The organism is uncultured Merdimonas sp. (assembly GCF_963929015.1).
Classification (GTDB): Bacteria; Bacillota; Clostridia; order Lachnospirales; family Lachnospiraceae; genus Merdimonas.
This window is the reverse complement of record NZ_CAWVHE010000019.1, coordinates 52893-78485: the sequence shown is the minus strand read 5'-3', so window position 1 is coordinate 78485 and position 25593 is coordinate 52893. Positions and strand designations below refer to the sequence as shown.

The window sequence follows — 25593 nt, the reverse complement described above, 5'->3', positions numbered from 1 at the left end:
TGTAAAACGGGCGGATGGCTCCCTTTTTTTGAAGTGTGTACGGAACATGGCGGGATCATACGGTGGTAAAAAGGTCGATGCACTGTCCGGTCATCACGTCCGGAGCGTCCCGCAGGAGATACAGGATGGCGTTTGCCACATCATCTGCGCTGCCCATGGAGATATCGTCCTGGCCCACAGAATGATTGTAGACCCGCTGTCCCGGTGTGTCGACAATGCCAGGGGCAACTGCGTTGACCTGAATGCCGTATTCTCTGGTCTGGATCGCGGCGGTCTTTGTCATGGTTACGATGCCGCCTTTGGCTACGGCGTAAGCGCCCATCTGGGAGGCAATGCGTCCCATGCGGGAGGAGACGCTGACCACTTTGCCGCTGCCCTGGTTTATCATCACCGGAAGAATATGCTTCATACAAAGGAAGGGGATCCTTAAATTGGTGCGGATGATCTGGTCCCACTGCCCTTCGCTCCACTCCCACAGGCGGATGGCCTGGTGTTCTCTTCCTTCATAGATTTCTCTGGGATAGCCGCCGGCATTGTTGACCAGGATATCGATGCGGCCAAATGTCTCAAGTACCGTGTCCACGAGAGAATGGACTGCTTCGCCGCAGGTCAGATCCCGGGAAAGGGCCATGGCCTTTCCGCCGTTTTTTTCAATGAGGCTTACCGTTTCATCAAGGTCCGCCTGTGTGCGGGCCACTGCGATCACAAAGGCGCCCTCCCGGGCGACGGCAAGGGCGCAGGCCCGGCCGATGCCTTTGCCGGCGCCGGTAATGACAGCAATTTTATCTTGCAGACGCATAATGATTCCTCCTGTTTTGTGTGTTAGACGATGAGTTCCGGGTCAAAAAAATCTGCCGGAGCCTGACAGATCCGGCTGTCTCCGATCTCCCGGAGAAGGATCAGGTTCAGCGCTCCTCCAAGATGCTTCTTGTCTCTGGACATGGCGCCTAAAAGATCCGAAAGGGGAAGACCGCTTGCATGGGGAAGTCCGTACTGGTCCAGGACCTGCAGGATCTCCCGGGCGGTTCCGGGCCGGGTAAGGCCGTGCGTTTCTGCCAGAAGTGTGATCTGATACATGCCGATGCCGACCGCTTCCCCGTGGCTTTCTTTTTCATAATGGTTGTATTGTTCGATGGCGTGAGCCAGAGTGTGTCCAAAATTCAGGAGCATCCGCTCACCGGTGTCGAACTGGTCGGCCTCCACCACCTGACGCTTAATATCCACACAGCGCCGGATTATGGCGGGAAGTTCCGGTTTCAGCTCCTCAAAGGAAGCGTGGCTTCTAAGGAGACGAAAGAGCCCGGCGTCCCGGATGCACCCGTATTTGATCACTTCTCCCATGCCATCGCTTACAAACCGCCGGTCCAGGGTGTCAAGGACTGAAGGATCGATAAGGACCAGAGAAGGCTGGTAAAAAGCGCCGGCCAGATTTTTTCCCTGGGGAAGATCCACTGCCACCTTTCCTCCTACCGAGGAGTCCACCTGCGCCAGCAGGGAAGTGGGGATCTGGATCAGCTGAACGCCCCTTAGGTAAGTGGCTGCCGCGAATCCGGCCAGATCTCCGATGACGCCGCCTCCCAGGGCGATCACCAGATCGCTGCGGGAAATGCCTGCATCGAGCATGGCGCCATAGAGGACCGGAAGGGTGTTGAAATTTTTGGTGGCCTCCCCGTGGGGGAGCTCCAGATGGTAACACTCATAGCGCGTTTCCAGACGGTCTTTGAGAGCGGTTCCATACAGGGGATAGACCTGATCGTCGGAAATAATCATGATCCGTCTGCCGGAAAACACTTCTTCCACATAGAACAGAGCCTGGTCCAGAATGTGAGGTTCAATGTAAATGGGGTAACTGTCCGCCCCCAGATTTACAGTCAGTTTCATAAGATTCTCCTTACATGGTCTTTCCTACAACGGCGGCGATCTGGGAGACGTCCCGGATCAGGTCGTCGTATTTGTGTGGTTTCAGAGACTGTGCGCCGTCGCACAGAGCGCATTCCGGATTGTTGTGGACCTCAATCATCAGCCCGTCAGCGCCGGCGGCGATAGAAGCCTTGGCCATAGAATCTACCAGCCACCATTTTCCTCCGGCATGGCTGGGATCTACGATAACCGGCAGATGGGTCAGTCTGCGAAGCACAGGGATGCTCTGGAGATCCAGGGTATTTCTGGTGTAAGTCTCAAAGGTACGGATGCCCCGTTCGCAGAGAATGACATTTTCATTTCCGGATGCCATAATATATTCGGCGGACATGATCCATTCCTCGTAGGTAGCGTTAAGTCCTCTCTTTAGCAGGATCGGACGGTCCACCTGTCCCAGCTGCTTGAGAAGATCAAAGTTCTGCATATTTCTCGCGCCAATCTGGATCAGATCCACTTTTTCATTAAAAATGTCAAGATACTCCGGGGACATCAGCTCTGTGACGATGGGAAGACCGGTGGCCTCTCTGACCTCGCAGAGAATGTCCAGGCCCTGAAGCCCCAGACCCTGGAAGGAGTAGGGGCTGGTGCGGGGTTTAAAGGCGCCGCCTCTTAAGAGGTTGGCGCCGGAGGCCTTGACTGCTTCTGCGATCTCCATCACCTGGTCTACAGACTCCACAGAGCAGGGACCGGCGATCATGCCCAGATGGCCGCCTCCGACCTTGACGCCTGATACGTCCACAACGGAATCTTCCGGATGGAAGGCCCGGTTGGCAAGCTTGTAAGGCTCCTGGACATGCATAACCTTGTCAACGGCTGAGTCGACTTCAAAAAGCTTGGGATCCACCTGCGTGGTATCGCCGATACAGCCGATGATGGTCATCTCTGCGCCCACTACAATGTGGGAATCAAGCCCTTTTCTTTTGACCATCTGCTCCACGCGATTGATGTCTTCTTGTTTTGCCCGTGGTTTCAGTACGATAATCATAGATGCTTCCTCCAATATTTACATATGACAGAAATATTTATACTGTAAAATTTTACTTATTTAAAGTGTGAAAACAATTGTATACTACATGAATCCTGGAAAGATGTCAACAGATTTGAAGAAAATTCCCGAAAACCGCCTGCGCGTGTGGTATAATGATTGCACATGAGTGCAATCCGGCCCAATTGCATTGGGCCGCCCCGCTGCGCGGGAATTCTACCGGTGATCCACAGCTTGGGAAGTAAATGCCGCCTGCGGCGTCGCTTCCTTCCCTTCGCGTGTGGTATAATGATTGCACATGTGGAGTTTCCGGTGGGGAAGGAGGGGACAGGTAATGGTGAAGGTATGGGTGGCGGACATCTCGCCGCTTCTGGAGCAGGAATTTTATGAGGACTGTAAGCGCCGTCTTCCCCTGTGGAGAAGAGACAAGGCGGACCGCTTAAAAGGCGGCAGGGCAAAAGCCCAGAGCGTGGGAGCCTGGATGCTGTGGATGCAGGTGCAAAGAGAAGAGAGGTTGCCGCAGGACGCGGTGTTTAATTTGTCTCATTCCGGAAATTATGTAATGTGCGCTGTCAGCGATAAGAAAGACGTTCAGGTAGGATGCGATCTGGAGGTGTACGGAGAATACCGGGACAAGGTCGCCAGACGTTTTTTCTGCGAAGAAGAGTATCGCTATATTATAGGAAGAGAAGGGAAAGAAGAGAGACGGATCTGGTTTTACCGGTACTGGGTATTAAAAGAAAGTTTCTTAAAGGCCACAAGAAGGGGAATGGGGCTGGACACCCGTTCTTTTTGCGTGGGCCGGAACCGGGACGGCCGTCCTTTTCTTATGAGGCAGCCGGCGCAGTATCCGCAGACTTATTATTATCAGGAATACCGGGAGGAAAGCATTCCTGCCGGGATGGCGGTCTGTACGACAGATCCGGAGATTGACGGGCGGCTGTACCAGGTGAAAATCCGGGCGCAGGGAGAAGAAGCAACGGTTGACGCAGATATAGCCAGGTGCTAAAATAAAAAAAGGGAAAAGACTGGGTTTATCAAGAAAGAATATTGTTTACAAAGAGATAAAACCGTCAGGAGAGTATAAAAGGAAAGTTAATAAGGAGGATGAATTATGCTGGACCTAACATTTGGGGAACAAGTGAAACTTATCTTAAGCCGCAGGGGCATGACAATCAAGGAACTCGCAGAAACCATCGAGAAGCGTACCGGAAAAAAGATGTCGCGTCAGAATCTGACACAGCGTCTCGGACGTGACAATTTCCAGGAACAGGATATGCGGATGATCGCGGAGATCCTTGGGTGTCCATTTCAGCTCAGTATTCTGGAAGAAGACGGCCAGACCACACCCACAGAAGAAAAACTGCACAAAGAAGCGCCTGTGACGACAGCAGCGGAAGAGCCGATGCCGGAAGAAGCAGAGGAAGCCGTGGCGGAAGAGCCGGTAGCGGAAGAAGCAGAGGAAGCCGTGACAGAAGAGCCGGTAGCGGAAGAAGCAGAGGAAGCCGTGGCAGAAGAGCCGATGCCGGAAGAAGCAGAGGAAGCGGCGGAAGAACCGGCGACTGCAGAGAGGGATATCACCATCGGCGAACTGGTGGACATCCACGAAGAACTGGACGCCATGGAAGAAGAAAAGGCACAGGCCGAAAAAGCGTCCAGAGAAGAGAAAAAGCATGGCTGGCGTTCTTTCTTTAAGAAGATCCGAAAGGGAGAGGAAGCGCAGCATGCAGAACAGCCGGCAGCAGAAGAGACCGGCGACAGAACAGCCGAAGTAGAAGACGCGGCAGAGCCGGAGGCAGACAGCACCCTCGTCCGTATGCCGGAAGCCATGGCGGAAAGCGCGGCAGAAGCTTATGCGCCGGAAGAAGAGCCGGAGTACTATGAGGGATATGGATACGGCGAAGAAGAAGTCGGCATCCCGGAAGAAGAGATGGAAGAAGTACCGGAAGATCCTTATGCGGAATTCCGTATGTCCAATGAAGAAGATCTGGAAAAAGGAGATATCAATCCTTATACCGGAAGAGAATATAAGAGCAACAGCGTCCGCATGCATCCGACGCGGATCGGATATGTGCAGGTGTATGACAGAGGAAAGCATACCTGGACAGATATGACAGAGTGGGCCTTCCTTGGCTACCAGGAGCGTAAGAAGGCGATCATGGGCAAGGATTACGACCCGCCGGTCTATCTGGACTAAAGAGGATGGTCAGAAAGTGAATTGGGAACAGTTACTGTCGCAGAAGCGAAGCAGGGAGAGCACGGGAAAGGCGCAGATATATAAAAATACAGATCTTAGGAGTGAATTTGAGAAAGACTACCACCGGATCATAGGGAGCGCGTCTTTTCGCCGCCTGCAGGATAAAACACAGGTATTTCCGCTGGACAAAAGCGATTTTATCAGGACCCGCCTGACCCATTCTCTGGAAGTGTCGTCTTTTGCCAAATCACTGGGGCAGAATATCGGGGAAAATATTCTGGAGTACCAGAGAGATCCGGCGTTTACGCCCAGGATGAAGGAGGATATCTGCCATATCCTTCAGTGCGCGGGGCTTCTTCACGATATCGGGAATCCGCCCTTTGGCCATTTTGGAGAAATCGCCATCCGGGAATGGTTTCAGAAGAATCTGCCTGTGATGACTTTTCACGGCAGCCCAATATCCCAGGTGCTCTTGCCGCAGATGCGGGAGGATTTCTATCATTTTGAAGGAAATGCCCAGGCTTTGCGGCTGGTAAGCAAGCTGCATTTCCTGGTGGACGAACACGGCATGAACCTGACCTACGGCCTTCTGGGAACTCTGATCAAGTATCCCGTTTCCTCGTTGGAGCTGGATCCCGGATCCAGAGATATCCGGAACCGGAAACTGGGCTATTATCTGGCGGATCAGGAGTTGTTCCGGGATATTGAAAGAGAGACCGGGGCCTGCGGCGCCCGTCATCCGCTGGCATTTATCCTGGAAGCGGCAGACGACATTGCTTACAAGACGGCGGATATTGAAGATGCGTTTGTGAAGGGATTTATCAGTTATTCCAGGCTCCTCCAGGAAGTGAAGGCATTGGAGACGCCAGGAGAAGAGGATGAAAAGGGAAGATTTTCCCCGGCGGCAAAGCTGGAAGAATATTATCGGAAGGGGCTGGACAAGAAAGTGTCAGACCCGGAAGAATACGCGGTAAAGAACTGGATCGTCCGGATCCAGGGATTTCTGATCGGCTGCGCCACCGCAGGGTTTACCGGTCATTACGAAGAGATCATGGAAGGCGTTTACCCGGACGATATCTTCTTTGACACCCCGGCAAGAGAGCTGATGGATCTGCTGGGGGATCTGGCCTACCGGGAAGTCTTTACCTCCGAGGCCATTTACCGGATGGAGGTGAAAGAAGCCGTGATCCTCAACGATCTGTTGGATCAGTTTATGGGCGCTGCGGTGAAGTATGACGATCCGGGGCAGGCCTTAAGCTCCATTGACCGGAGAATGGTATATTTTATCTCAAATAATTACAAAAATGCCTATCATTATCATGCCAGAGGACGCGACGAGGTCTGGAAACTGTACCTTAGGATCCTTCTGGTGACAGATTATATCTGCGGAATGACAGACAGCTATGCAAAAAGACTCTATCAGGAGCTGAAAGCGATGATCTAGGTACGGATCCGGGTAGGGATCCAGGCATATTTCCGGAAACCGGGGAATAGATTGTGGTAAATAGACCGGTGAAAGGACGTGTGGGATTGAAACGATGGATCCGCTATCTGTACGAGTATGAACAGGACAAAAGACTTCGCAATGTTGGCTTTGTAAAAGCGGAGCAGGATGAAGAAACCTGCGTGCTGCACATACATGGCAGGGGGATGATGCCCCGTAAAAGAGAGACTTTGCAGATTTATCTGCTTCTGGCAGAAGAAACACAGTGTTATGCAATATGGCAGGGGGAAACAGACAATGTGAACCCTGCCATTAATTACCGGATGCAGTACAGCGCGGCCGGGATCGGAGGCCGGGAACCATTCGCAAAAGTTGAAGGCGTGCTGCTCCTGGCAGAAGACGGAAGGCGGTTTGCCGCGTTGTGGGAGGAGCGGCCGGTCAATATCAGTAAGGTGCCGGTTCTGGAGACCGGAACCCTGATAGCGCCGGAGAAATGTCCGGCGGAAGAAGATCCGGAAGAAAGCCCCGCGGAAGAAGAGCCGGAGGAACATCCGGCGGAAGAAGATCCGGAAGAAAGCCCCGTGGAAGAAGAGCCGGAGGAACATTCGGCAGAAGTGGAGCCGGAAGAAAGCCCGACAGAAGCAGAAGCGGCCGGGGAACCGGAGCAAACCGAAGAGCGTCCCGGATTTTGCTGCACCAAGATCCAGAGGAAGGATCTGGCGAGGCTTCCCCGGTGTGAATGGAAGCTTTCCAATAACAGTTTTCTGCTGCACGGGTATTACAATTACCGTCACCTGGTATTTTTGGATGACGGGGAGTGGCTGCGGCTCGGCGTGCCGGGGATCTACCATCCCAGGGAGGCAAAGGCGGCTGCGGCCTTCGGATTTGCAGAATTTATCCGGCGCAGGGATATTGAGGTAGAGCTTGCGGACGAAGAAGCGGACGAACAAGAGGAGTTTGGTTACTGGTGCCGGCTGATCAAAAGGCTGGAACCCGGGAACAGAAGATAGATACAGGAGAGAAGCACATGGAAACAACAGGCCGGGATCAGAAAAAAGACGAAAAATATATGCGGGAAGCCATCCGCCAGGCAAAGAAGGCCTGTGCCCTGGGAGAGGTACCCATCGGATGTGTGATTGTTTATCGGGATAAGATCATTGGCAGGGGGTATAATCGCAGGACTGTGGATAAAAATACCCTTGCCCATGCGGAGATCATCGCCATCCGCAAAGCGTGCAGGAAGATGAATGACTGGAGACTTGAGGAGTGTACCATGTATGTGACGCTGGAGCCCTGTCAGATGTGCGCGGGCGCCATTGTACAGTCCCGGATGACCAGAGTGGTGGTGGGGTGCATGAATCCCAAGGCGGGATGCGCGGGGTCGATCCTGAATCTTCTGCAGATGAAAGAATTTAATCATCAGGTAGAGCTTGTTACAGGAGTATTGGGGGAAGAATGCAGTCAGATGATGAAAGCATTTTTTAAAGAATTGCGAAAAAAGAAAAAAAGCGTGCATTGCGCCTCGAACGCAGATCCCCAGACGTTACCTTGACAGTTGACTCAGCCCAGGCGCCCTTACGGCACCCGGAAGATTCTGCTTAGTGCTGCTTCGTTCCCGACCTGACACGATTCACAGATTTCCGTCGCGTAAGACCCAAGCCTCAATGCCACTTGTCAAGGGCAGCTCTGCAAAGCTGTGCCCTCAGCGCAATATCACCCCTGCTATAGCGGATTGCAGGTACAAGGTACCGCTAACACCCCGGCTGCACGGTTCTTAATTTTACCCTGTTTTGGAGGAAATGTCAAGAATATGAAGATAGTTTTGGCTGCGATTAACGCGAAATACATTCATTCCAATCTGGCGGTCTACAGCCTGAAGGCTTACGCCCGGGATCCCCGGGTGGAGATCGCGGAATACACCATCAATCAGACGAAGGACGAGATCCTTGGCGACCTTTATCGAAGGGAGCCGGATCTTCTTTGCTTTTCCTGCTATATCTGGAATCTGAACTATGTAGAAGATCTGGCCGTGGAATTTGCAAAAGTCTGTAAGACGGCAAAGATCTGGATCGGCGGCCCGGAAGTTTCCTACGATCCGGTGGAGACGCTAAAGCGGCTTCCTGTGGTGGAGGGGATTATGAAGGGAGAAGGGGAGGAAACCTTTGCCTGCCTGTGCCGGATCTTCCGGGATGGAGAAGGGGAAGGAAAGGAAGAAGCTGACAGAAGAGAGCGGGAGCTGGAAGCGCTGTCCGGGATCACTTACCGGGACAGGGAAGGCAGGATCCGGGATCATCCGTGGCGGGAGCCCATAGATCTTAGCACAGTTCCCTTTGTCTATGAGCAGATGGAGATTCCGCCCCACAGGATCATTTATTATGAATCCAGCAGAGGCTGTCCATTTTCCTGCAGTTATTGCCTGTCTTCGGTGGACAAGAAGTTAAGGTTCCGGGATCTGTCAATGGTAAAGAGAGAGCTCCAGTATCTGATCGACCGGGAGGTTCCCCAGGTGAAGTTTGTGGACAGGACCTTTAATGTCAGCCATAGCCGGGCGCTGGAGATCTGGGAGTATCTGCTGGAACATGACCGGGGGAAGACCAATTTTCACTTCGAGGTAGCGGCGGATCTGCTCAATGAAGAAGAGCTGTCCCTGATCGCCAGGATGCGGCCAGGCCTGATCCAGCTGGAGATCGGCGTTCAGTCCACCAACCCTGCCACGATCTGCGAGATCCGGCGGCGGATGGATGTGGAGCGTGTAAAAGAGGTGGTATCCAGGATCCGGAAAAAGAGGAATGTCCATCAGCATCTGGATCTGATCGCCGGGCTGCCTTTTGAAGACCTTGACAGTTTCCGAAGATCCTTTGACCAGGTGTATGAGATGAGACCGGACCAGCTGCAGCTGGGATTTCTGAAAGTGCTGAAGGGCTCTTATATGGAAGAGATGCAAAAGTCCTACGGCCTGGTCTGCCAGAGCCGGCCTCCGTATGAGGTCCTTGAGACCAGGTGGCTGTCTTACAAAGACGTGCTGCTCTTAAAAGGCGTAGAAGAGATGGTAGAGGTATATTATAACAGTGGGCAGTTTGCTCATACGCTGCGGCGTCTGGAACATTTCTACGACTCTCCCTTCCGGATGTTTGAATCCTTGTGGGAGTATTATCAGGGACGGGATCTTCAGAAGATCCGTCACAGGCGGGAGGCCAGGTATGAGATCCTGCTTGCCTGGGCGAAAGAAGGCTTTCCGGAGGAAGAAAAGGAGATCCGGGAACTTCTGATTTGTGATTATTATCTGCGGGAGAACGCAAAGAACCGGCCGGCGTTTGCGGGGCCCTGCACTGTAGACAAAGAAAAGCAGCGCCGCTTCTATGAAAAAGAAGCAGAAGCCGGAAAATATCTCCCGGACTGCAGGGGATACGATAAAAACCAGCTTCGCCGGATGACCCATCTGGAGTATTTTTCTGCTGCAGATCAATATGTACTGTTCGATTATTTTGTAAAAAATCCATTGAACCAGGACGCGAGAGTCTGTAAGATAGATGTGGAAGATATGGAGGAAAAGAGAAATGAATTTTAATAATAAGAAAACAAGAAGGATCATTGCTATTATCATTATTGCCGTAATCCTTGCCATGGTGCTGACGATGGTGATCCCATATCTGATGGTATAGCGAATGAACAGCTAAAAGGAGGACGCATGTCAGACAAAAGGCTGAAACACCGGATTGCCAGAAACAAGCGAAGAGAACAAAGGAAAAAGCAGAAAATCCGCCGGGCCCTGTGCCTGGCTTTTGTCGGTGCGTTGGCCTGCCTGGGGGTTGCATATGGATGTCTGCGCCACTATGTCTGCGGGTTTCCGCAAGACCGGATCCTGGACCGGGTCTATATCGGGACAGTGGACGTATCCGGGATGACCGGGAAAGAAGCGAAGCAAGCGGTGCAGGAACATCATCAGGAGCATCTGGAATATCAGGTGACCATGAAGGTAGAGGAAGCGTCTGCAAAAGCTACATTAGGAGAGCTTGGGCTTTATCACAAAGATGTGGACCGACTGGTAGAGGAAGCGCTAAGCTATGGAAAAGAAGGGACGGTCTTTGGAAGGTTCCGGCAGATCCGCAGTCTGAAAAAAGAACCGGCAGTAGTAAAAGAGGAATTAAAACTGAAGAAAAAAGAGGCGAAGGCTGTGATCAGAGAACGGGCGGTGCCTCTGGCGGTCCGTGCAGAGGATGCTTATATTGAGCGCAGCGCAGACGGAGAGTTTCAGATTGTAAAAGAAAAAACCGGCCACACGGTGGCTGTTGCAGAATCCGTGAAAAAAATCGGGCAGGCTATCGGGAAAAACTGGGATCATGAGGACATTACCGTAGATCTGGTCATGAAAAAAGAAGAGCCAAAGGTAACGGCTGCAGATCTGGACACCATAGAAGATGAGCTGGGAAGCTTTTTCTACCGATGCAGGCGGCGGTGAGCGCTGGCAGAACCTGAAGACCGGAGTGGAGAAGCTAAACGGCACGATCCTGATGCCGGGCGAGAGCCTCTCTGTGTGCAAAGCCACGGCGCCCTACGACGCGGAGCACGGATATGTGGAGGCCGGTTCCTATGAGAATGGGCAGGTGGTAGACTCCTACGGCGGCGGGATCTGCCAGGTATCTACCACTTTGTACAACGCTGTGCTCTATGCAGAACTTCAGGTAGATCAGAGGTATCCGCATTCCATGCTGGTCAATTATGTAAAACCCTCAAGGGACGCGGCGATCGCGGAAGGAATCCTGGACTTTGTATTTACCAATAATTACAAGACTCCGGTCTACATTGCAGGAGAGATCGACGACGCCAACCAGATGCGTTTCACCATTTACGGAAAAGACGAAAGGCCCAGGGGCCGGACGGTGGAATATGAAAGCGAGACACTGGAGACGCAGGAATATGCAGTCACTTATCAGGAGGATCCGGCGGCGGCGCTTGGAAGCATCCGCTATTCGGGAAGTCCGCACACAGGAACCACGGCCCAGCTCTGGAAAGTGGTTTACCAGGACGGAGTAGAAGAGTCCAGAGAAGTGATCAATCACAGCGTCTATGAAAAGTCCGACCAGATCATACTGGTGGGGACAAAATCAGAGGACCCGGACCGGGCGGCGCGGGTGCGGGACGCCATTGTTTCACAGGATCCTGACCGGATCACGGCTGCGGTGAATCAGTAAGAACAGGAGAATAGATATGAAAAAGATCATCCTGACCGGACATCTCGGACTGGACGGTATGAAAGTGATCATGGAAAAAAAAGAGACGGATTTAAAAAAGAGGTATGCGCCGGCGTTTCTGGGGGAGGCGAAAAGGCAGATCTCCCGGGAGCCGGAATATACGAAAGAGCAGGTGGAAGCGCTGACGCAGGCGGCCGTATTTCCTCTGGGTGAGGGAGGAATCTTTACGGGTCTTTGGAATCTGGCGGCAGAGCTTGAGACAGGCATTGTGACGGATCTGAAAAAATTTTCTCTGCTTCAGGAAACCATAGAGATCTGCGAGCGCTATCGGATCAATCCCTATCAGCTTCGCTCCCGGGGATGTTATCTTGTGGTAACGGACGATGAGACGGCGGTGAGGAACCGGCTGGAAGAGAGGGGGATCCCCTGCGCGGTGATCGGCGAATTGACCAATAACAATGATAAAATTATCCAAAATGGAGAAGATATTCGCTATATTGACCGTCCGGGGCCGGATGAATTGGAAAAAATATTGTGAAAATAGATAATTTTAGTAAAAACTAGAGAAAAAAATGATACAATTTTAACAAATGTGTATATTGACGGGCGTCCTTCATTTATTTACAATATGAATAAAAGGAGGGCGCCATTTATGTTTCATATCGTGTTATTGGAGCCGGAAATCCCGTCAAATACAGGCAACATTGGACGAACCTGCGTAGCCACCGGCACAAAGCTTCACCTTATCGAACCGCTTGGCTTCCGGTTAAATGAGAAAAATCTGAAGCGGGCCGGCATGGATTACTGGCAGGACCTGGATGTACAGACTTACATTGATTATCCGGATTTTCTGGAAAAGAATCCAGGGGCGAAAATTTATATGGCAACCACCAAAGCGGCAAAGGTCTATACAGAAGTCCGGTATGAACCGGACTGTTATATTATGTTCGGAAAAGAAAGCGCAGGGATACCGGAAGAGATTCTGGTAGAGCACAAAGAAGACTGCGTGAGGATCCCGATGATCGGAGATACCCGTTCTCTGAATCTGGGGAACTCGGCGGCGATTATTTTGTATGAAGCGCTTCGCCAGAATCAGTTTGCCGGACTGAATCTGGAAGGGCATCTACACAGGCTCCAGTGGTAAAATGCAGGAAATATTGTTTGATTATTCATTCTGCCATGGCAAATGTGCTAGACTTTTGCTAAGATTCATATTATAATTGTGACTACAGGGCGAAAGCTTAAGAGAGGTGGTGAACAGACGGATGGTAGAAGAGACCATTAAAACCATCAAAGAGACGGAGAGCGCGGCGGAAGAAATCGTAAAAAAAGCAGACGCCGAGTGCTCTGCGATTCTGGAAGAAGCGTCAAAAAAAGCCGCAGATATCAGAGAAAATGCGGTTCGTGACGCAAATGCCGCTGCACAGGACAGTCTGCTGTCGGCAAAGGAAGCCGGCGAAAAGAAGATGCAGGAAGCGTTGAAGGAAACGCAAATGCAGATTGCATCTTTAAAGGAAGCAGCGCTTTCAAAAGAAGAGGAAGCGGTGTCCGCAGTGATCGCGGATCTCGTCTGACCGGTCCGGGCAGACGGGAAATTCCGGAAAAAAATAAGAGAAAAGGAGGGATGAGGCTATGGCAGTTTTGCAGATGCAAAGAATTAGTATCTGCGCGCTGAAAAAAGATCGTAAGGCAATCCTGGAAAAAATACAGTCTATGGGCGTCATAGAGATGAACCAGGTAGCGGAAGAGGAAGAAGGCTTTGAGAAGATGGACACCTTCGGCGCAAGACAGCGGTTTGAAAAGAAAGCGTTGCTTTCCGATAACGCGCTGGATATCCTGGATATGTATGCGCCGGAAAAGAAGTCCATGTTCGCCGGGCTGGAAGGCAAAGCCCTGGTAGAAGCCGACCGGTTCGCTTCTGTCACGGCAAGAAAAGATGAGATCCTTAAGACAGCCGATCGTCTGGTGGCCTGCAGTAAAGAGATCGCAGAACACCGGGCGGAGATCACCAGGCTGGAGAACCAGATTGAAGCGCTGGTCCCGTGGATGCCGCTGGATGTTCCCATGAACTTTCAAGGCACAGGGAAGACACAGATGCTACTTGGAACCATGCCGGGAGCGACAGATCTGGCCACAGTCTATGAAAAGATCGCCGAAGGCTGCCCCAGACAGAAGGGGTGGATGTTTCGGTCATCTACAGCGATCAGGACGCCACATATCTGGCGGTTCTGTGCCTGAAAAAAGACGCGGGCGCCGTAGAAGACGCCTTAAGAGCCGCAGGATTCGCAAAGCCGTCTCAGGTGACGGATGCTGTGCCGGCAAAAAAGACGGCAGAGCTAAAGGAGAGTATCGAACAACTGAATAAAAGGATCAGTGAAACGGAGGAAGAGATCCGCTCCTGTGCAAAGGAGAGGGAGGAGCTTAAGATCGTCGGCGACTATTTCCGGATGCGTGCAAGAAAATACGAGGTGCTTGGAACCTTGCCACAGTCCCAGAGAACATTTGTGATCAGCGGGTATATCCCGAAGAAAGCCGCGCCGGCCGTGGAAAAAGCCATCGGAGACCACTTCGACTGCGTGATCGATATCGATGAGCTAAGAGATGACGAAGAGCCGCCCACAGTCCTTCAGAACAACGCATTTTCTTCCAGTGTGGAAGGCGTTCTGGAGGCATACGGACTTCCCCACAAAGGCGAGTTTGACCCGACCACCATTATGTCATTCTTCTATGTATTTTTCTTTGGCATGATGTTGTCGGATGCGGCGTATGGAGCGATCGTAGCCATCGCCTGTTTCGTAGCACTGAAAAAATATCCGCGGATGAGCGCCAGCATGCACAAGTCGTTGAAGCTGTTTTTCTTCTGCGGATTATCCACCATCGTATGGGGAATCTTATTCTCCGGATATTTCGGCGATGCGGTGGACGTGATCGGAAGAACCTTCTTCGGCGTAGAAGTAACGGTGCCGCCGCTGTGGTTCGCGCCTCTGAACAACCCGATGAAGCTTCTGATCTATTCCATGGCGTTTGGTCTGGTCCATCTGTTTGTGGGCCTTGGGATCAAGGGATATATGCAGATTAAGGATAAACAGTATCTGGATTTCTTCTGTGACGTAGTCCTGTGGTACATTTTCCTGATCGGCCTGATCCTGATGCTGATTCCATCAGACATCTTCGCATCTATCGCACAGATGACGGTGGTATTCCCGCCGGCTCTTAACACACTGGCGAAGGTGCTGGCCATCATCGGAGCGGTCGGACTTCTCCTGATGAGCGGCCGGTCCAGCAAAAATCCGGTGCTTCGGATCGCGCTGGGAGCCTACGACATTTACAACATCACCGGATGGTTAAGCGACGTGTTGTCTTACTCCCGTCTTCTGGCCCTTGGCCTTGCGACCGGAGTTATCGCATCCGTAGTCAACCAGATGGGAAGCATGTTCGGAGGCGGCGTGATCGGAGCCATCCTGTTTGCGCTGGTCTTTGTGGTAGGACATCTGATGAACCTTGCGATCAACCTTCTGGGGGCATATGTACACACCAATCGTCTCCAGTTTGTGGAATTTTTCGGAAAATTCTATGAAGGCGGCGGACGGCCCTTTGAACCGTTCGAGACAGATACAAAATATGTAGATATTAAGGAGGAAAGTTTATCATGAGTATATGGGAGAATTTAGGACTTGTTTATGCACTTCTTGGCGCGGCTGCAGCAGTATTTCTTGCAGGCGCAGGATCCGCGCTTGGCGTAGGGATCGCCGGTCAGGCGGCCTCCGGCGTTGTAACCGAAGACCCCAGTAAATTTGCCAAGGTACTGGTAATGCAGCTTCTGCCCGGTACCCAGGGTATTTACGGACTTCTGGTAGGATTTATCACTCTTTCCAAGATCGGCCTTCTCGGAGGCGGCGCGGCAGACCTGACGCCGGAAACCGGACTTCTTGTCCTGGCAGCATGTCTCCCGGTAGGCATCGTAGGACTGATCTCCGGAAAATCCCAGGGACAGTGTTCCGCAGCAGCCATCGGTATCATCGCAAAGAAACCGGATCAGTTTGGTAAAGCCATGCTGTTCCCGGCGATGGTTGAGACCTACGCGATCCTTTCTCTTCTGATCTCTATTCTGGCAGTAACAGCAATCCAGATCTAATTGCGACAGGAAACAGAAAACAGAAATCAAGAAAAGGAGTGCAAGGATTTATGACTGGAATAGAAAAAATGAAAAGTCAGATCCTGGACGAAGCGAAAGCAGCCGCCGAGAGCAAGATCGCCGAGGCGCGCCGCCAGGCGGACGAGATGATCCGCGCTGCCGGTGAAGAGGCTGCAAAGCAGGCGGAAGCCATCTTACGGAAGTCAGAAACTGATGTGGCAAATTACCATGAGCGGCTGGAATCCTCCATGGATCTTCAGAAGAGGACCCGGATTCTTTCTGCCAAGCAGGAAGTGATCGCCGAAGTGCTCGGGAAAGCATATGAAAAAGTAAAGGCCATGGAGCCGGAGGAATATTTCTCCATGCTCCTTAAGATGGTTGAGAAATATGCGCTGCCACAGGACGGAGAGATCTGTGTTTCGCCGGCGGATCTTAAGAGAATGCCGGAAGGATTTCGGGATCAGGTTTCCAGAATTGCAGAAGAAAAGGGCGGAAGCCTTACGCTGTCCGGAGAAGGCAGAAATATTGAGAACGGATTTGTTCTGATCTATGGCGGGATCGAGGAAAACTGTACGATCAATGCCATGTTTGATGCAAAGAAAGACGAGCTGTCCGACATCGTGCATCGGTTGATATTTTCACAGGCGTAACCAGATGGGAGGAATAAAATGAGTGAACAATATACCTACGCGGTTGCGCGCATACGGGCCCTGGAAGTCGGACTGTTTTCAAACAGCACCATTGATCAGCTGATCGCCTGCCAGGATTACGGGCAGTGCCTGCAGTTTCTGGAGGAAAAGGGCTGGGGAGACACAGAAAGCTCCGGCAGCGCTGAGGCGATCCTGACCAGAGAAGAGGAGAAGATCTGGGAAGTGGTCAAAGATCTGCACATCGATATGGAGAATTTTGCAGTTCTTTCTTATCCCAAGCTTTTCCATAATCTGAAGGCCGCAATTAAGGAGGTATGCACACAGGACAAGAACCGGCATATTTATTATGAGGATGTGGCGGTTCCGGGAAGTGTGATGCGCGGGATCATAGAAGAAAAAGACTTCGGAAAGCTCCCCGCATATATGCAGCATGCGGCAGAGGAAGCCTATGAGTCGCTTCTTCATACCGGGGACGGACAGTTGTGCGATTGTATCATTGACCGGGCGGCGCTTGACGCCATCTATGAAGCCGGTAAGGAATCGGATGCCGCGATCATCCGTGATTATGCGGAATCCACAGTAGGCGTGGCGGATATCAAGATAGCCGTTCGTTCACAGAAGACCGCGAAGTCAATGGAGTTTATGAAACGGGCCATGGCAGAATGCGACAGTGTAAATGTAGACCAGCTCTCCAAAGCTGCGCTTGCCGGCATGGACGCTATCCGCGATTATCTGCAGGGAACAGCCTATGCAGAAGGTGCGGAAGCGCTGGCGGAGTCTCCGTCGGCATTTGAGAGATGGTGCGACAACCGGATCATTCAGACCATCAGCCCGCAGAAATATCAGGCATTTACCATAGGCCCTGTGATCGCCTATGTAATTGCCAGGCAAAATGAAATTAAAACGGTACGAATCATTCTTTCCGGCAAACAGAACGACTTACCGGAGGATTCGATCCGAGAAAGGGTAAGGGAGATGTATGTATAAGATTGCAGTGATCGGCGATTATGACAGCATCTACGGCTTTGCCGCACTGGGCCTGGATACATTTCCTGTAACGACCCATGAGGAAGCCGGAGAACGATTACATGTGCTGGCAGCAAAGGGATATGGGATCATCTATATCACGGAAGCGCTGGCAGCAGAGATAAAACATGAGATTGCAAGGTATCAGGATCAGCTGCTCCCGGCCATCATCCAGATCCCGGGAATATCCGGGAACACCGGCGATGGCGTCCGTGGAGTCAAGAAGTCCGTGGAGCAGGCAGTGGGCTCCGATATCTTATTCAGTAACTAAGAAAGTAGAGGTGATTCGTCCATTATGAGTAGCATAGGTACGATTAAAAAAGTAGCGGGACCGCTGGTCATCGCTTCCGGCATGCGGGACGCCAACATGTCCGACGTGGTGCGTGTAAGCAAGCAGCGTCTGATCGGAGAGATCATCGAGATGCACGGAGATGAAGCGTCCATCCAGGTATACGAGGAAACCTCGGGCCTTGGACCCGGCGAGCCGGTAGAATCTACGGGAGCGCCCATGTCGGTAGAACTTGGGCCTGGCCTGATTTCCAGTATCTACGACGGGATTCAGAGGCCCCTTGACGATATTATGAAGATTTCCGGCAACAACCTGCAAAGAGGCGTGGAGGTTGCCGCCCTGAAAAGAGATAAGAAATGGGAATTTGTCCCGGTTGCAAAAGTGGGAGATCAGGTAGAGCCCGGAGACGTGCTGGGAACTGTTCAGGAAACTGCTGTTGTACAGCAGAAGATCATGGTTCCCTACGGCGTGGAAGGTACCGTCAAAGAGATTGCTTCCGGAGAGCATACGGTAGAAGAAGTGATCGCCGTGATTGAAACAAAAGACGGCGACAAAGAACTGACCATGGTACAGAAGTGGCCGGTAAGAAGGGGACGCCCCTATGTAAAGAAGCTGCCTCTGGATATGCCTCTGGTAACGGGACAGCGCGTGGTTGACACTTTCTTCCCCATTGCAAAGGGGGGTGTTGCCGCAGTTCCCGGACCATTCGGAAGCGGGAAGACAGTTATCCAGCATCAGCTGGCAAAATGGGCTGAGGCTGACATCGTTGTCTACATTGGATGCGGCGAGCGTGGAAATGAGATGACCGACGTTCTGAACGAGTTCCCGGAACTGAAAGACCCGAAGACCGGACGTTCTTTGATGGAGCGGACGGTGCTGATCGCCAACACGTCAGACATGCCGTTTGCAGCCCGTGAGGCGTCCATTTATACCGGTATCACGATTGCAGAATATTTCCGTGACATGGGTTACTCCGTAGCCCTGATGGCAGATTCCACTTCCCGGTGGGCAGAGGCCCTTCGTGAGATGTCCGGACGTCTGGAAGAGATGCCAGGTGAAGAAGGTTATCCTGCATACCTGGGCTCCCGTCTGGCGGAATTCTATGAGCGGGCCGGACATGTAATTTCCCTTGGGAAAGAAGGAAGAGAAGGATCCCTGTCCGTAATCGGAGCCGTATCTCCTCCGGGTGGTGACACCTCAGAGCCGGTATCCCAGGCAACCCTTCGTATTGTAAAGGTATTCTGGGGACTGGATTCCAACCTGGCGTACAAGAGACATTTCCCGGCTATTAACTGGCTGACCAGTTATTCTCTGTATCTGGACAATGTCAGCGGCTGGTTCAACAGCCAGGTGGCGCCAGACTGGATGGAAGACCGTCAGAAGATGATGAGCCTTCTGCAGGACGAGGCAGAGTTGGAAGAGATCGTGCAGATGGTTGGCATGGACGCCCTGTCTCCGCAGGACCGTCTGAAGATGGAAGCTGCAAGATCCATCCGTGAGGACTTCCTGCACCAGAACTCCTTCCATGAAGTAGATACCTATACGCCCCTGCGGAAACAGTATCTGATGATGAAGCTGGTGCTTGCCTTCTATGAGCAGTCCATGGAGGCATTAAATAAAGGCGCGTCCATGAAAGTCCTCCTGGGTATGGCGGTCAGAGAAAAGATCGGCCGTTACAAATACACCGAGGTGGCAAATATCGAGGACGAGTATGAAAAGATCATGAATGAATTAAGCACAGAGATTGCAGGTGCATTCGGGAAGGAGGACTTCTAATTATGCCAAAGGAATATAGAACCATACAGGAAGTTGCCGGACCGCTGATGATGGTAAAAGGTGTAGAAGGCGTAGCCTTTGACGAGCTGGGCGAGATCGAGCTTGCAAATGGCGAGAAACGCCGCTGCAAAGTGCTGGAAGTAGACGGCGATAATGTAGTTGTTCAGCTCTACGAAAACGCCGCAGGTATTAACTTAAGCAACAGTAAGGTGCGTTTCCTGGGCCGGAGTATGGAGCTTGGCGTATCCGGCGATATGCTGGGTCGTGTCTTTGACGGACTGGGACGCCCCATTGACGATGGTCCGGAGATCCTTCCGGAAGAGAGAAGGGATATCAACGGTCTGCCTATGAACCCGGCGGCCCGGGTATACCCGTCCGAGTTTATCCAGACCGGCGTGTCCGCTATCGACGGACTGAACACACTGGTACGTGGACAGAAACTGCCGATCTTCTCCTGTTCCGGTCTGCCCCACAATCAGCTGGCGGCCCAGATCGCAAGACAGGCCAAGGTGCGCGGAAAAGACGAGAACTTTGCCGTTGTATTCGCTGCAATGGGTATTACCTTTGAAGAGTCCAACTTCTTCGTAGAATCCTTTAAGGAGACTGGAGCCATCGACCGTACCGTATTGTTTGTCAACCTGGCAAATGACCCGGCGGTAGAGCGTATCTCCACGCCCCGTATGGCGCTGACGGCGGCAGAATACCTGGCGTTTGAAAAAGACATGCACGTACTGGTTATCCTGACCGATATCACAAACTACGCGGACGCTCTCCGTGAGATCTCTGCGGCAAAGAAAGAGGTGCCTGGACGACGTGGATATCCTGGATACATGTACACCGACCTGGCTCAGATGTATGAGCGCGCAGGCCGTCAGAGAGGAAAGATCGGAAGCATCACCATGATCCCGATCCTGACCATGCCGGAAGATGACAAGACCCATCCGATCCCGGACCTTACCGGATATATCACAGAGGGTCAGGTAATCTTAAGCCGTGACCTGTACCGCAAGGGCCTGCAGCCGCCGATCGACGTACTGCCGTCCCTTTCCCGTCTGAAAGATAAAGGTATCGGCGAAGGAAAGACAAGAGCAGACCACTCCAACACCATGAACCAGTTGTTCGCGGCATACTCCCGTGGTAAAGACGCGAAGGAACTGATGACCATCTTAGGAGAGGCGGCGCTGACAGAGATCGACCTGATCTACGCCCAGTTTGCGGATGCATTCGAGAAAGAATATGTCAACCAGGGCTACAACACCGACCGGTCCATTGAAGAGACACTGGAGATCGGCTGGAAGCTTCTGTCCATCCTGCCAAGATCCGAGCTGAAACGTATCGATGATAAGTTCTTAGATATGTACTACGGTAAACAGTAAGCCATGCAGCGAGATGAAGCGGAAGCGGAATCGAGCCGGGGCATGGCGTAGTATGAAAAGGAGGCAGATATATGGCATCTACGCAGATCACTCCTACCCGTATGGAACTGACTAAGACCAAGAAGAAACTTGCCACCGCCAGAAGAGGCCACAAGCTTCTGAAGGATAAGCGTGACGAGCTGATGCGCCAGTTCCTGGATATGGCACGGGAGAATATGGAGCTCCGTGAAAAGGTAGAAGCCGGAATCCTCTCTGCAAATAAGAATTTTGTCATCGCAAAGGCCGGAATGGACGAGGCAACTCTGAATACGGCCCTGATGGCGCCCAAGCAGGAAGTAAGCTTAAATGTAGACAAGAGAAATGTTATGAGCGTCAACATCCCTGCGTTCGAGACAAAGACCAGGACAGCGGACGCCAATGATATTTACTCTTATGGTTTTGCTTTTACATCCAGCGACCTGGATGGGGCGGTGAAATCCCTGGCAGACATCCTGCCGGATATGCTGAAGCTTGCAGAGCGGGAGAAAGCGTGCCAGCTGATGGCGGCGGAGATCGAAAAGACCAGACGCCGTGTAAACGCGCTGGAGCATGTGATCATTCCGGAAGCACAGGAGACCATAAAATATATCACGATGAAGCTGGATGAGAACGAGAGAAGTTCCCAGATCCGTCTGATGAAAGTAAAAGATATGATGCTGGAGGAAGCTCATCACTACAGCGAAAGAGCTTAAGAAAGCAGATAAAGAAAAAAGAGCGCGGCAGCCTCACCTTTTTAAGGGAAGGCTGCCGTGTTTTTTGCTAAAAAGCAGAAAGAATCCGAGTTGTTTTTCTTTTGCAATTATGATAGTCTATAGCTATCTAGCCGGTGAAGGCCGGATCTAAAATTCTTATATTCTTTTTTCAATTCTACATTTCTAAAAGGAGGAGTCCGTCTATGAAGAAATCTCTCAAATCTCATTTTCCAATGATTCGTTCAAAAGAGGAAATACGTCTTATCATCAGGGAAAATCTGCGGTTGGAAGAACTGTTTCAAAGTTGGGACATGGAGCAGCAGAAAGAATTTCTGGAGTTTTGTTCTGGAAACAAAGGGGTTAGAATCTTATATGATTCATTTTTCAAAGAAATATTAAGTCCGGAAAATGCCCCGGAGCGGCTGAATGAATTATTGTCATTGATCCTGGGGCAGCAGGTGAAAATTTTACAGGTACTTCCCAATGACTCTACGCGGATTGCGGATGAAAGTTCTCTGGTTATTATGGATATTGTGGTAGAACTGGAGGATCATAGTATTGCGAACGTGGAAGTGCAAAAGATTGGTTATAAATTTTCGGGTCAAAGAAGCGCCTGCTATTCAGCAGATCTTCTCCTGCGTCAGTATAAACGCGTACGGGGAGAAAGAGGAAGAGCATTTAGCTATCGGGATATTCAGAGAGTATATACAATTGTGTTTTTTGAAAAGAGTCCGAAAGAATTGCGGGAAGACAAAAAGAATTGTATCCATCGTTTTACGCAGGTATCTGATACGGGCGTAAAGCTGGAACTTTTACAGGAATTTTGTTTTGTCAGTCTTGACATCTTTCGGGAACTTTTGCACAATAATAGTATCAGAAATAAGCTGGATGCATGGCTCACATTCCTAAGTGTAGATGATCCGGAAACTATAGAAACATTACTTGACCAGTATCCGGGATTTGAGAAGTATTACCGGGAAATCTATGAGCTTTGCCGAAATGTGGAAAGGGTGATGGGGATGTTTTCGGAGGAGTTACGTGAACTGGACCGGAATACCGTACAGCTGATGATCGATGAAATGCAGGAGGAGATCGACGCATTAAAGAAAGAGCGGGAGGAAGAATCTGTCCGGAAGGATAAAAAGATTTCCGAGCAGGAACGAGAAATTGCAGAGCTTAAAAAGAAACTGGCAGCATATGAAGAAGTTCCCGAAAATGGGAAGAGATAAATAGATATGAAAAGAAATCCTGCACGGGCAGAAGGCCTGTGTAGGATTTTTGTGTGCGGGGCAGGAATCGCTGCGGGTCTGTATTTGACGAAACAGTTCGGATGTCAGAGAGGATAAGCACAGAGAAAAGCAGCAAAAAAAGATCCGCTGCATATAATAATACAGATACTGATTTTAAGGAGTGTGCGCCATGGAACAGAAACTTCCCTACTACATGGTTTATCCGATGCCGGTGTTTTTCGAGGAGGAAAGACAGATGAGGAGGGATCTGGAGTATATGAAAACATTATATCCGGACGCGGCAAAACGGCTGACGCCATATGTGGAAGAAGAATGCGACCGGCTTATGTACGCCGGGAGCGTGATCTATGACGAATATCCGGATCCGCTGCAGTTTCGGCTTCTGTGCAGGAGAATTTTTGATAAGGCGGCAGAAGAGGAGGAGAGGCCGGGAGCCTGGATGGCGGACCTTATAAAGGTCATGACCTGCCAGGAGATCTTAAAGAGGAGAGCGGAATACCGAAGCGGGCACAGAAGATTTTTCTAAGATGAGATTTGCAGGAAATCAGATTTTTCGCTGACAGCTGCTTTCGGATGTGTTAAAATACGGAAAGCGAAAGGAGAAAATTCCGTGAAGAATCTTATATTTATCGGCATGCCCGCTGCGGGAAAAAGCACGGTGGGAGTAGTGACGGCAAAGCGGCTGGGCTATCATTTTATAGACGTGGATATTCTGATCCAGGAAAAAGAAGGAAAGCTTCTGAAAGAAATCATCCGGGAACGGGGCAGATCCGGATTTCTGGAGGTGGAAGACCGGATCAACGCAGAACTGGAGGCGGACCATGCGGTTATCGCCCCCGGCGGGAGCGTAGTATACTGCGAAAACGCGATGCGCCATTATAAGGAAATCGGGACAGTGGTATATTTGCAGGCTTCTTACGAGACAATAAGTAACAGGCTCCATCATGCAAAAAACCGCGGTGTTGTACTGCGGGAAGGACAGTCTCTTCTGGAACTTTATGAGGAGCGGGTAAAGCTTTTTGAAAAGTATGCGGATCTTACGATCTGTGAGGATGGAAAAGGTCTGGATGAGACGATAGAGGCGGTACTGGACGCAGTACAAAAAATGGATGAACTTCCTTGCAAATATTACAAATAAGTTACAAATTATAAAAAATATTTTACATTTCCCGATTCTATGCTATAATATTGAAGAATATGTAAAAAAGAATTTTGATATGAGAGAAAGACAGAATAGATATTTTGAGGTGTGTTATGGAGCAGTATATCATTAAAGGCGGACATCCGCTGGTGGGAGAAGTGGAGATCGGCGGAGCAAAAAATGCCGCGCTTGCGATCCTTTCAGCAGCGATCATGACAGACGATACTGTGCTGATCGATAATCTCCCGGATGTAAATGACATCAATGTTTTGCTGGACGCGATCGAGGGGATCGGCGCAATGGTTCACAGGGTCGACAGACATACGGTAAAGATTAACGGGAAGCATATCCATGATGTTTCCATTGAATATGATTATATCAAGAAAATTCGCGCTTCTTATTATCTGCTGGGCGCGCTTCTTGGCAAATACAAACGTGCGGATGTGGCGCTTCCGGGAGGATGTAATATCGGAAGCCGCCCGATCGATCAGCACATCAAAGGATTTCGCGCTCTGGGCGCGGACGTGGAGATCGAGCACGGCAAGATCATGACAGAGGCAGACCGTCTGATTGGAAGACACATTTATTTTGACGTGGTAAGTGTAGGCGCTACCATTAATGTAATGATGACGGCAGCCATGGCAGAAGGGCTGACTATCCTGGAAAATGTGGCGAAAGAGCCGCATGTGGTGGATGTGGCGAACTTCCTTAACAGCATGGGCGCCAATATCCGGGGCGCCGGAACTGACGTGATCAAGATCCGCGGCGTACAGAAGCTTCACGGAACCGAATATTCCGTCATTCCGGATCAGATCGAGGCTGGAACCTTCATGTTTGCAGCGGCGGCAACCAGAGGAGATGTAACCGTACTCAACGTCATCCCGAAACATCTGGAGGCAACGATCGCCAAACTGGTAGAGATCGGATGCGAAGTAGAGGAATTTGACGACGCAGTGCGCGTAGTATCCAAAGGCAACTTAAGAAGCACCCATGTAAAGACCCTTCCTTATCCCGGATTCCCGACGGATATGCAGCCGCAGATCGGCGTAACGCTGGCGCTGTGCAAAGGGACAAGTATCATCACAGAAAGTATCTTTGAAAACAGATTCAAGTATCTGGACGAACTGGCAAGGATGGGAGCAGTCAGCAAGATCGAAGGAAATTCCGCCACCATAGAAGGCGTAACAGGATTCACAGGCGCAAGAGTCAGCGCGCCGGATCTGCGCGCCGGAGCGGCGCTTTGCATCGCAGGGCTGGCGGCAGAAGGATACACCATCGTAGACGACATCGTCTATATCCAGAGAGGATATGAAAGATTTGAAGAAAAACTCCGCTCACTGGGCGGCATGATCGAAAAAGTATCCTCAGAAAAAGAAATGCAGAAATTTAAATTAAAAGTGGGATAATTACCAAATTGGGGACGGGGGATTTTCAGAAATCCCCCGTCCCCAATTTGGAGAAATGTTGAAAATGTGGATAAC

General features: G+C 51.0%; 24 protein-coding genes, 1 other RNA gene and 2 pseudogenes. 23 read left to right on the top strand and 4 right to left on the bottom strand.

Translation table 11 applies throughout. The annotated features are described in order from the left end of the window. Window positions 1-55: 55 nt before the first annotated feature. The 3 genes from ABGT54_RS12690 to aroF are packed head-to-tail and all read right to left on the bottom strand — an operon-like array spanning window position 56 to window position 2905. Window positions 56-799, bottom strand: a complete 744-nt coding sequence (locus ABGT54_RS12690; RefSeq protein ID WP_346664411.1) for an SDR family NAD(P)-dependent oxidoreductase — start codon at window positions 797-799, stop codon at window positions 56-58. Window positions 800-822: 23 nt separating this feature from the next. Beyond that, window positions 823-1881, bottom strand: coding sequence for a 3-dehydroquinate synthase (aroB, locus tag ABGT54_RS12685; RefSeq protein ID WP_346664410.1), 1059 nt, complete (start codon window positions 1879-1881; stop codon window positions 823-825). Between the two features lie 10 nt (window positions 1882-1891). Further along, complete coding sequence (aroF, locus tag ABGT54_RS12680) at window positions 1892-2905, bottom strand: 3-deoxy-7-phosphoheptulonate synthase (RefSeq protein WP_346664409.1); 1014 nt, start codon at window positions 2903-2905, stop codon at window positions 1892-1894. A gap of 334 nt (window positions 2906-3239) precedes the next feature. On the opposite strand from aroF, the gene ABGT54_RS12675 reads away from it, so the two are divergent. The 5 genes and pseudogenes from ABGT54_RS12675 to tadA all read left to right on the top strand — a co-directional run. After that, the gene (locus ABGT54_RS12675; RefSeq protein ID WP_346664408.1) at window positions 3240-3914 is read left to right on the top strand and encodes a 4'-phosphopantetheinyl transferase superfamily protein; all 675 of its coding nucleotides are present in this window, start codon (window positions 3240-3242) and stop codon (window positions 3912-3914) included. Window positions 3915-4019: 105 nt separating this feature from the next. Continuing rightward, window positions 4020-5102: a hypothetical protein gene (locus ABGT54_RS12670; RefSeq protein ID WP_346664407.1), complete on the top strand. Its 1083-nt coding sequence runs from the start codon at window positions 4020-4022 to the stop codon at window positions 5100-5102. A 16-nt stretch (window positions 5103-5118) separates the two neighbouring features. Continuing rightward, window positions 5119-6546: a deoxyguanosinetriphosphate triphosphohydrolase gene (locus ABGT54_RS12665; RefSeq protein WP_346664406.1), complete on the top strand. Its 1428-nt coding sequence runs from the start codon at window positions 5119-5121 to the stop codon at window positions 6544-6546. 53 nt (window positions 6547-6599) lie between these two features. Next, a complete protein-coding gene (locus ABGT54_RS12660) occupies window positions 6600-7556 on the top strand; it encodes a DUF6128 domain-containing protein (RefSeq protein ID WP_346664405.1) in 957 nt (318 codons plus the stop codon). 17 nt (window positions 7557-7573) lie between these two features. After that, window positions 7574-8053 (top strand): annotated as a pseudogene (gene tadA, locus ABGT54_RS12655) (tRNA adenosine(34) deaminase TadA); the annotation flags it as partial. 1 nt (window position 8054) lies between these two features. Here tadA and ffs read toward each other — a convergent pair. Further along, window positions 8055-8317, bottom strand: an RNA gene (gene ffs, locus ABGT54_RS12650) — signal recognition particle sRNA large type. 39 nt (window positions 8318-8356) lie between these two features. Here ffs and ABGT54_RS12645 point away from each other — a divergent pair. The 18 genes and pseudogenes from ABGT54_RS12645 (at window position 8357) to ABGT54_RS12560 (ending at window position 25518) form a co-directional block, all read left to right on the top strand. Beyond that, on the top strand, window positions 8357-10114 hold the full coding sequence (locus tag ABGT54_RS12645; RefSeq protein WP_346664404.1) for a B12-binding domain-containing radical SAM protein: 1758 nt from the start codon (window positions 8357-8359) through the stop codon (window positions 10112-10114). Window positions 10115-10234: 120 nt separating this feature from the next. Further along, on the top strand, window positions 10235-11005 hold the full coding sequence (locus tag ABGT54_RS12640; RefSeq protein ID WP_346664403.1) for a peptidoglycan binding domain-containing protein: 771 nt from the start codon (window positions 10235-10237) through the stop codon (window positions 11003-11005). After that, entirely contained in the window at window positions 10965-11738 is a 774-nt protein-coding gene (locus tag ABGT54_RS12635) for a VanW family protein (RefSeq protein ID WP_346664402.1), read from the top strand. Before ABGT54_RS12640 ends, ABGT54_RS12635 begins: the two co-directional genes overlap by 41 nt. 16 nt (window positions 11739-11754) lie before the next feature. Further along, a complete protein-coding gene (locus tag ABGT54_RS12630; protein ID WP_346664401.1) occupies window positions 11755-12276 on the top strand; it encodes an AIR synthase-related protein in 522 nt (173 codons plus the stop codon). A 114-nt stretch (window positions 12277-12390) separates the two neighbouring features. Next, a complete protein-coding gene (locus ABGT54_RS12625) occupies window positions 12391-12882 on the top strand; it encodes a tRNA (cytidine(34)-2'-O)-methyltransferase (protein WP_346664400.1) in 492 nt (163 codons plus the stop codon). 109 nt (window positions 12883-12991) lie between these two features. Continuing rightward, complete coding sequence (locus tag ABGT54_RS12620; protein WP_346664399.1) at window positions 12992-13312, top strand: hypothetical protein; 321 nt, start codon at window positions 12992-12994, stop codon at window positions 13310-13312. 58 nt (window positions 13313-13370) lie between these two features. Beyond that, window positions 13371-15391: pseudogene (locus ABGT54_RS12615) on the top strand (V-type ATP synthase subunit I). Continuing rightward, window positions 15388-15873, top strand: a complete 486-nt coding sequence (locus tag ABGT54_RS12610; RefSeq protein WP_204908196.1) for a V-type ATP synthase subunit K — start codon at window positions 15388-15390, stop codon at window positions 15871-15873. The pseudogene ABGT54_RS12615 and the gene ABGT54_RS12610 overlap by 4 nt, the downstream one beginning before the upstream one ends. A 50-nt stretch (window positions 15874-15923) precedes the next feature. After that, window positions 15924-16523 (top strand): V-type ATP synthase subunit E, encoded by a 600-nt coding sequence (locus ABGT54_RS12605; protein WP_346664398.1) that lies wholly within the window; start codon window positions 15924-15926, stop codon window positions 16521-16523. Between the two features lie 18 nt (window positions 16524-16541). Further along, a complete protein-coding gene (locus ABGT54_RS12600; RefSeq protein ID WP_346664397.1) occupies window positions 16542-17510 on the top strand; it encodes a V-type ATPase subunit in 969 nt (322 codons plus the stop codon). Further along, window positions 17503-17820 carry a V-type ATP synthase subunit F gene (locus tag ABGT54_RS12595; RefSeq protein ID WP_346664396.1) on the top strand — a complete coding sequence of 106 codons (318 nt, stop codon included), beginning with the start codon at window positions 17503-17505 and terminating at the stop codon, window positions 17818-17820. The genes ABGT54_RS12600 and ABGT54_RS12595 overlap by 8 nt, the downstream gene beginning before the upstream one ends. A gap of 24 nt (window positions 17821-17844) precedes the next feature. Next, the gene (locus ABGT54_RS12590; RefSeq protein ID WP_346664395.1) at window positions 17845-19614 is read left to right on the top strand and encodes a V-type ATP synthase subunit A; all 1770 of its coding nucleotides are present in this window, start codon (window positions 17845-17847) and stop codon (window positions 19612-19614) included. Window positions 19615-19616: 2 nt separating this feature from the next. Continuing rightward, entirely contained in the window at window positions 19617-20990 is a 1374-nt protein-coding gene (locus ABGT54_RS12585) for a V-type ATP synthase subunit B (RefSeq protein ID WP_346664394.1), read from the top strand. 71 nt (window positions 20991-21061) lie between these two features. Beyond that, window positions 21062-21721: a V-type ATP synthase subunit D gene (locus tag ABGT54_RS12580; RefSeq protein WP_204908202.1), complete on the top strand. Its 660-nt coding sequence runs from the start codon at window positions 21062-21064 to the stop codon at window positions 21719-21721. A gap of 203 nt (window positions 21722-21924) precedes the next feature. Then, window positions 21925-22950 carry a PD-(D/E)XK nuclease family transposase gene (locus ABGT54_RS12575; protein WP_346664393.1) on the top strand — a complete coding sequence of 342 codons (1026 nt, stop codon included), beginning with the start codon at window positions 21925-21927 and terminating at the stop codon, window positions 22948-22950. Between the two features lie 190 nt (window positions 22951-23140). Then, entirely contained in the window at window positions 23141-23497 is a 357-nt protein-coding gene (locus tag ABGT54_RS12570; protein ID WP_346664392.1) for a hypothetical protein, read from the top strand. Window positions 23498-23581: 84 nt separating this feature from the next. Further along, entirely contained in the window at window positions 23582-24109 is a 528-nt protein-coding gene (locus ABGT54_RS12565; RefSeq protein WP_346664391.1) for a shikimate kinase, read from the top strand. Between the two features lie 116 nt (window positions 24110-24225). Continuing rightward, window positions 24226-25518, top strand: a complete 1293-nt coding sequence (locus tag ABGT54_RS12560) for a UDP-N-acetylglucosamine 1-carboxyvinyltransferase (RefSeq protein ID WP_346664390.1) — start codon at window positions 24226-24228, stop codon at window positions 25516-25518. The last annotated feature ends 75 nt before the right edge of the window (window positions 25519-25593 follow it).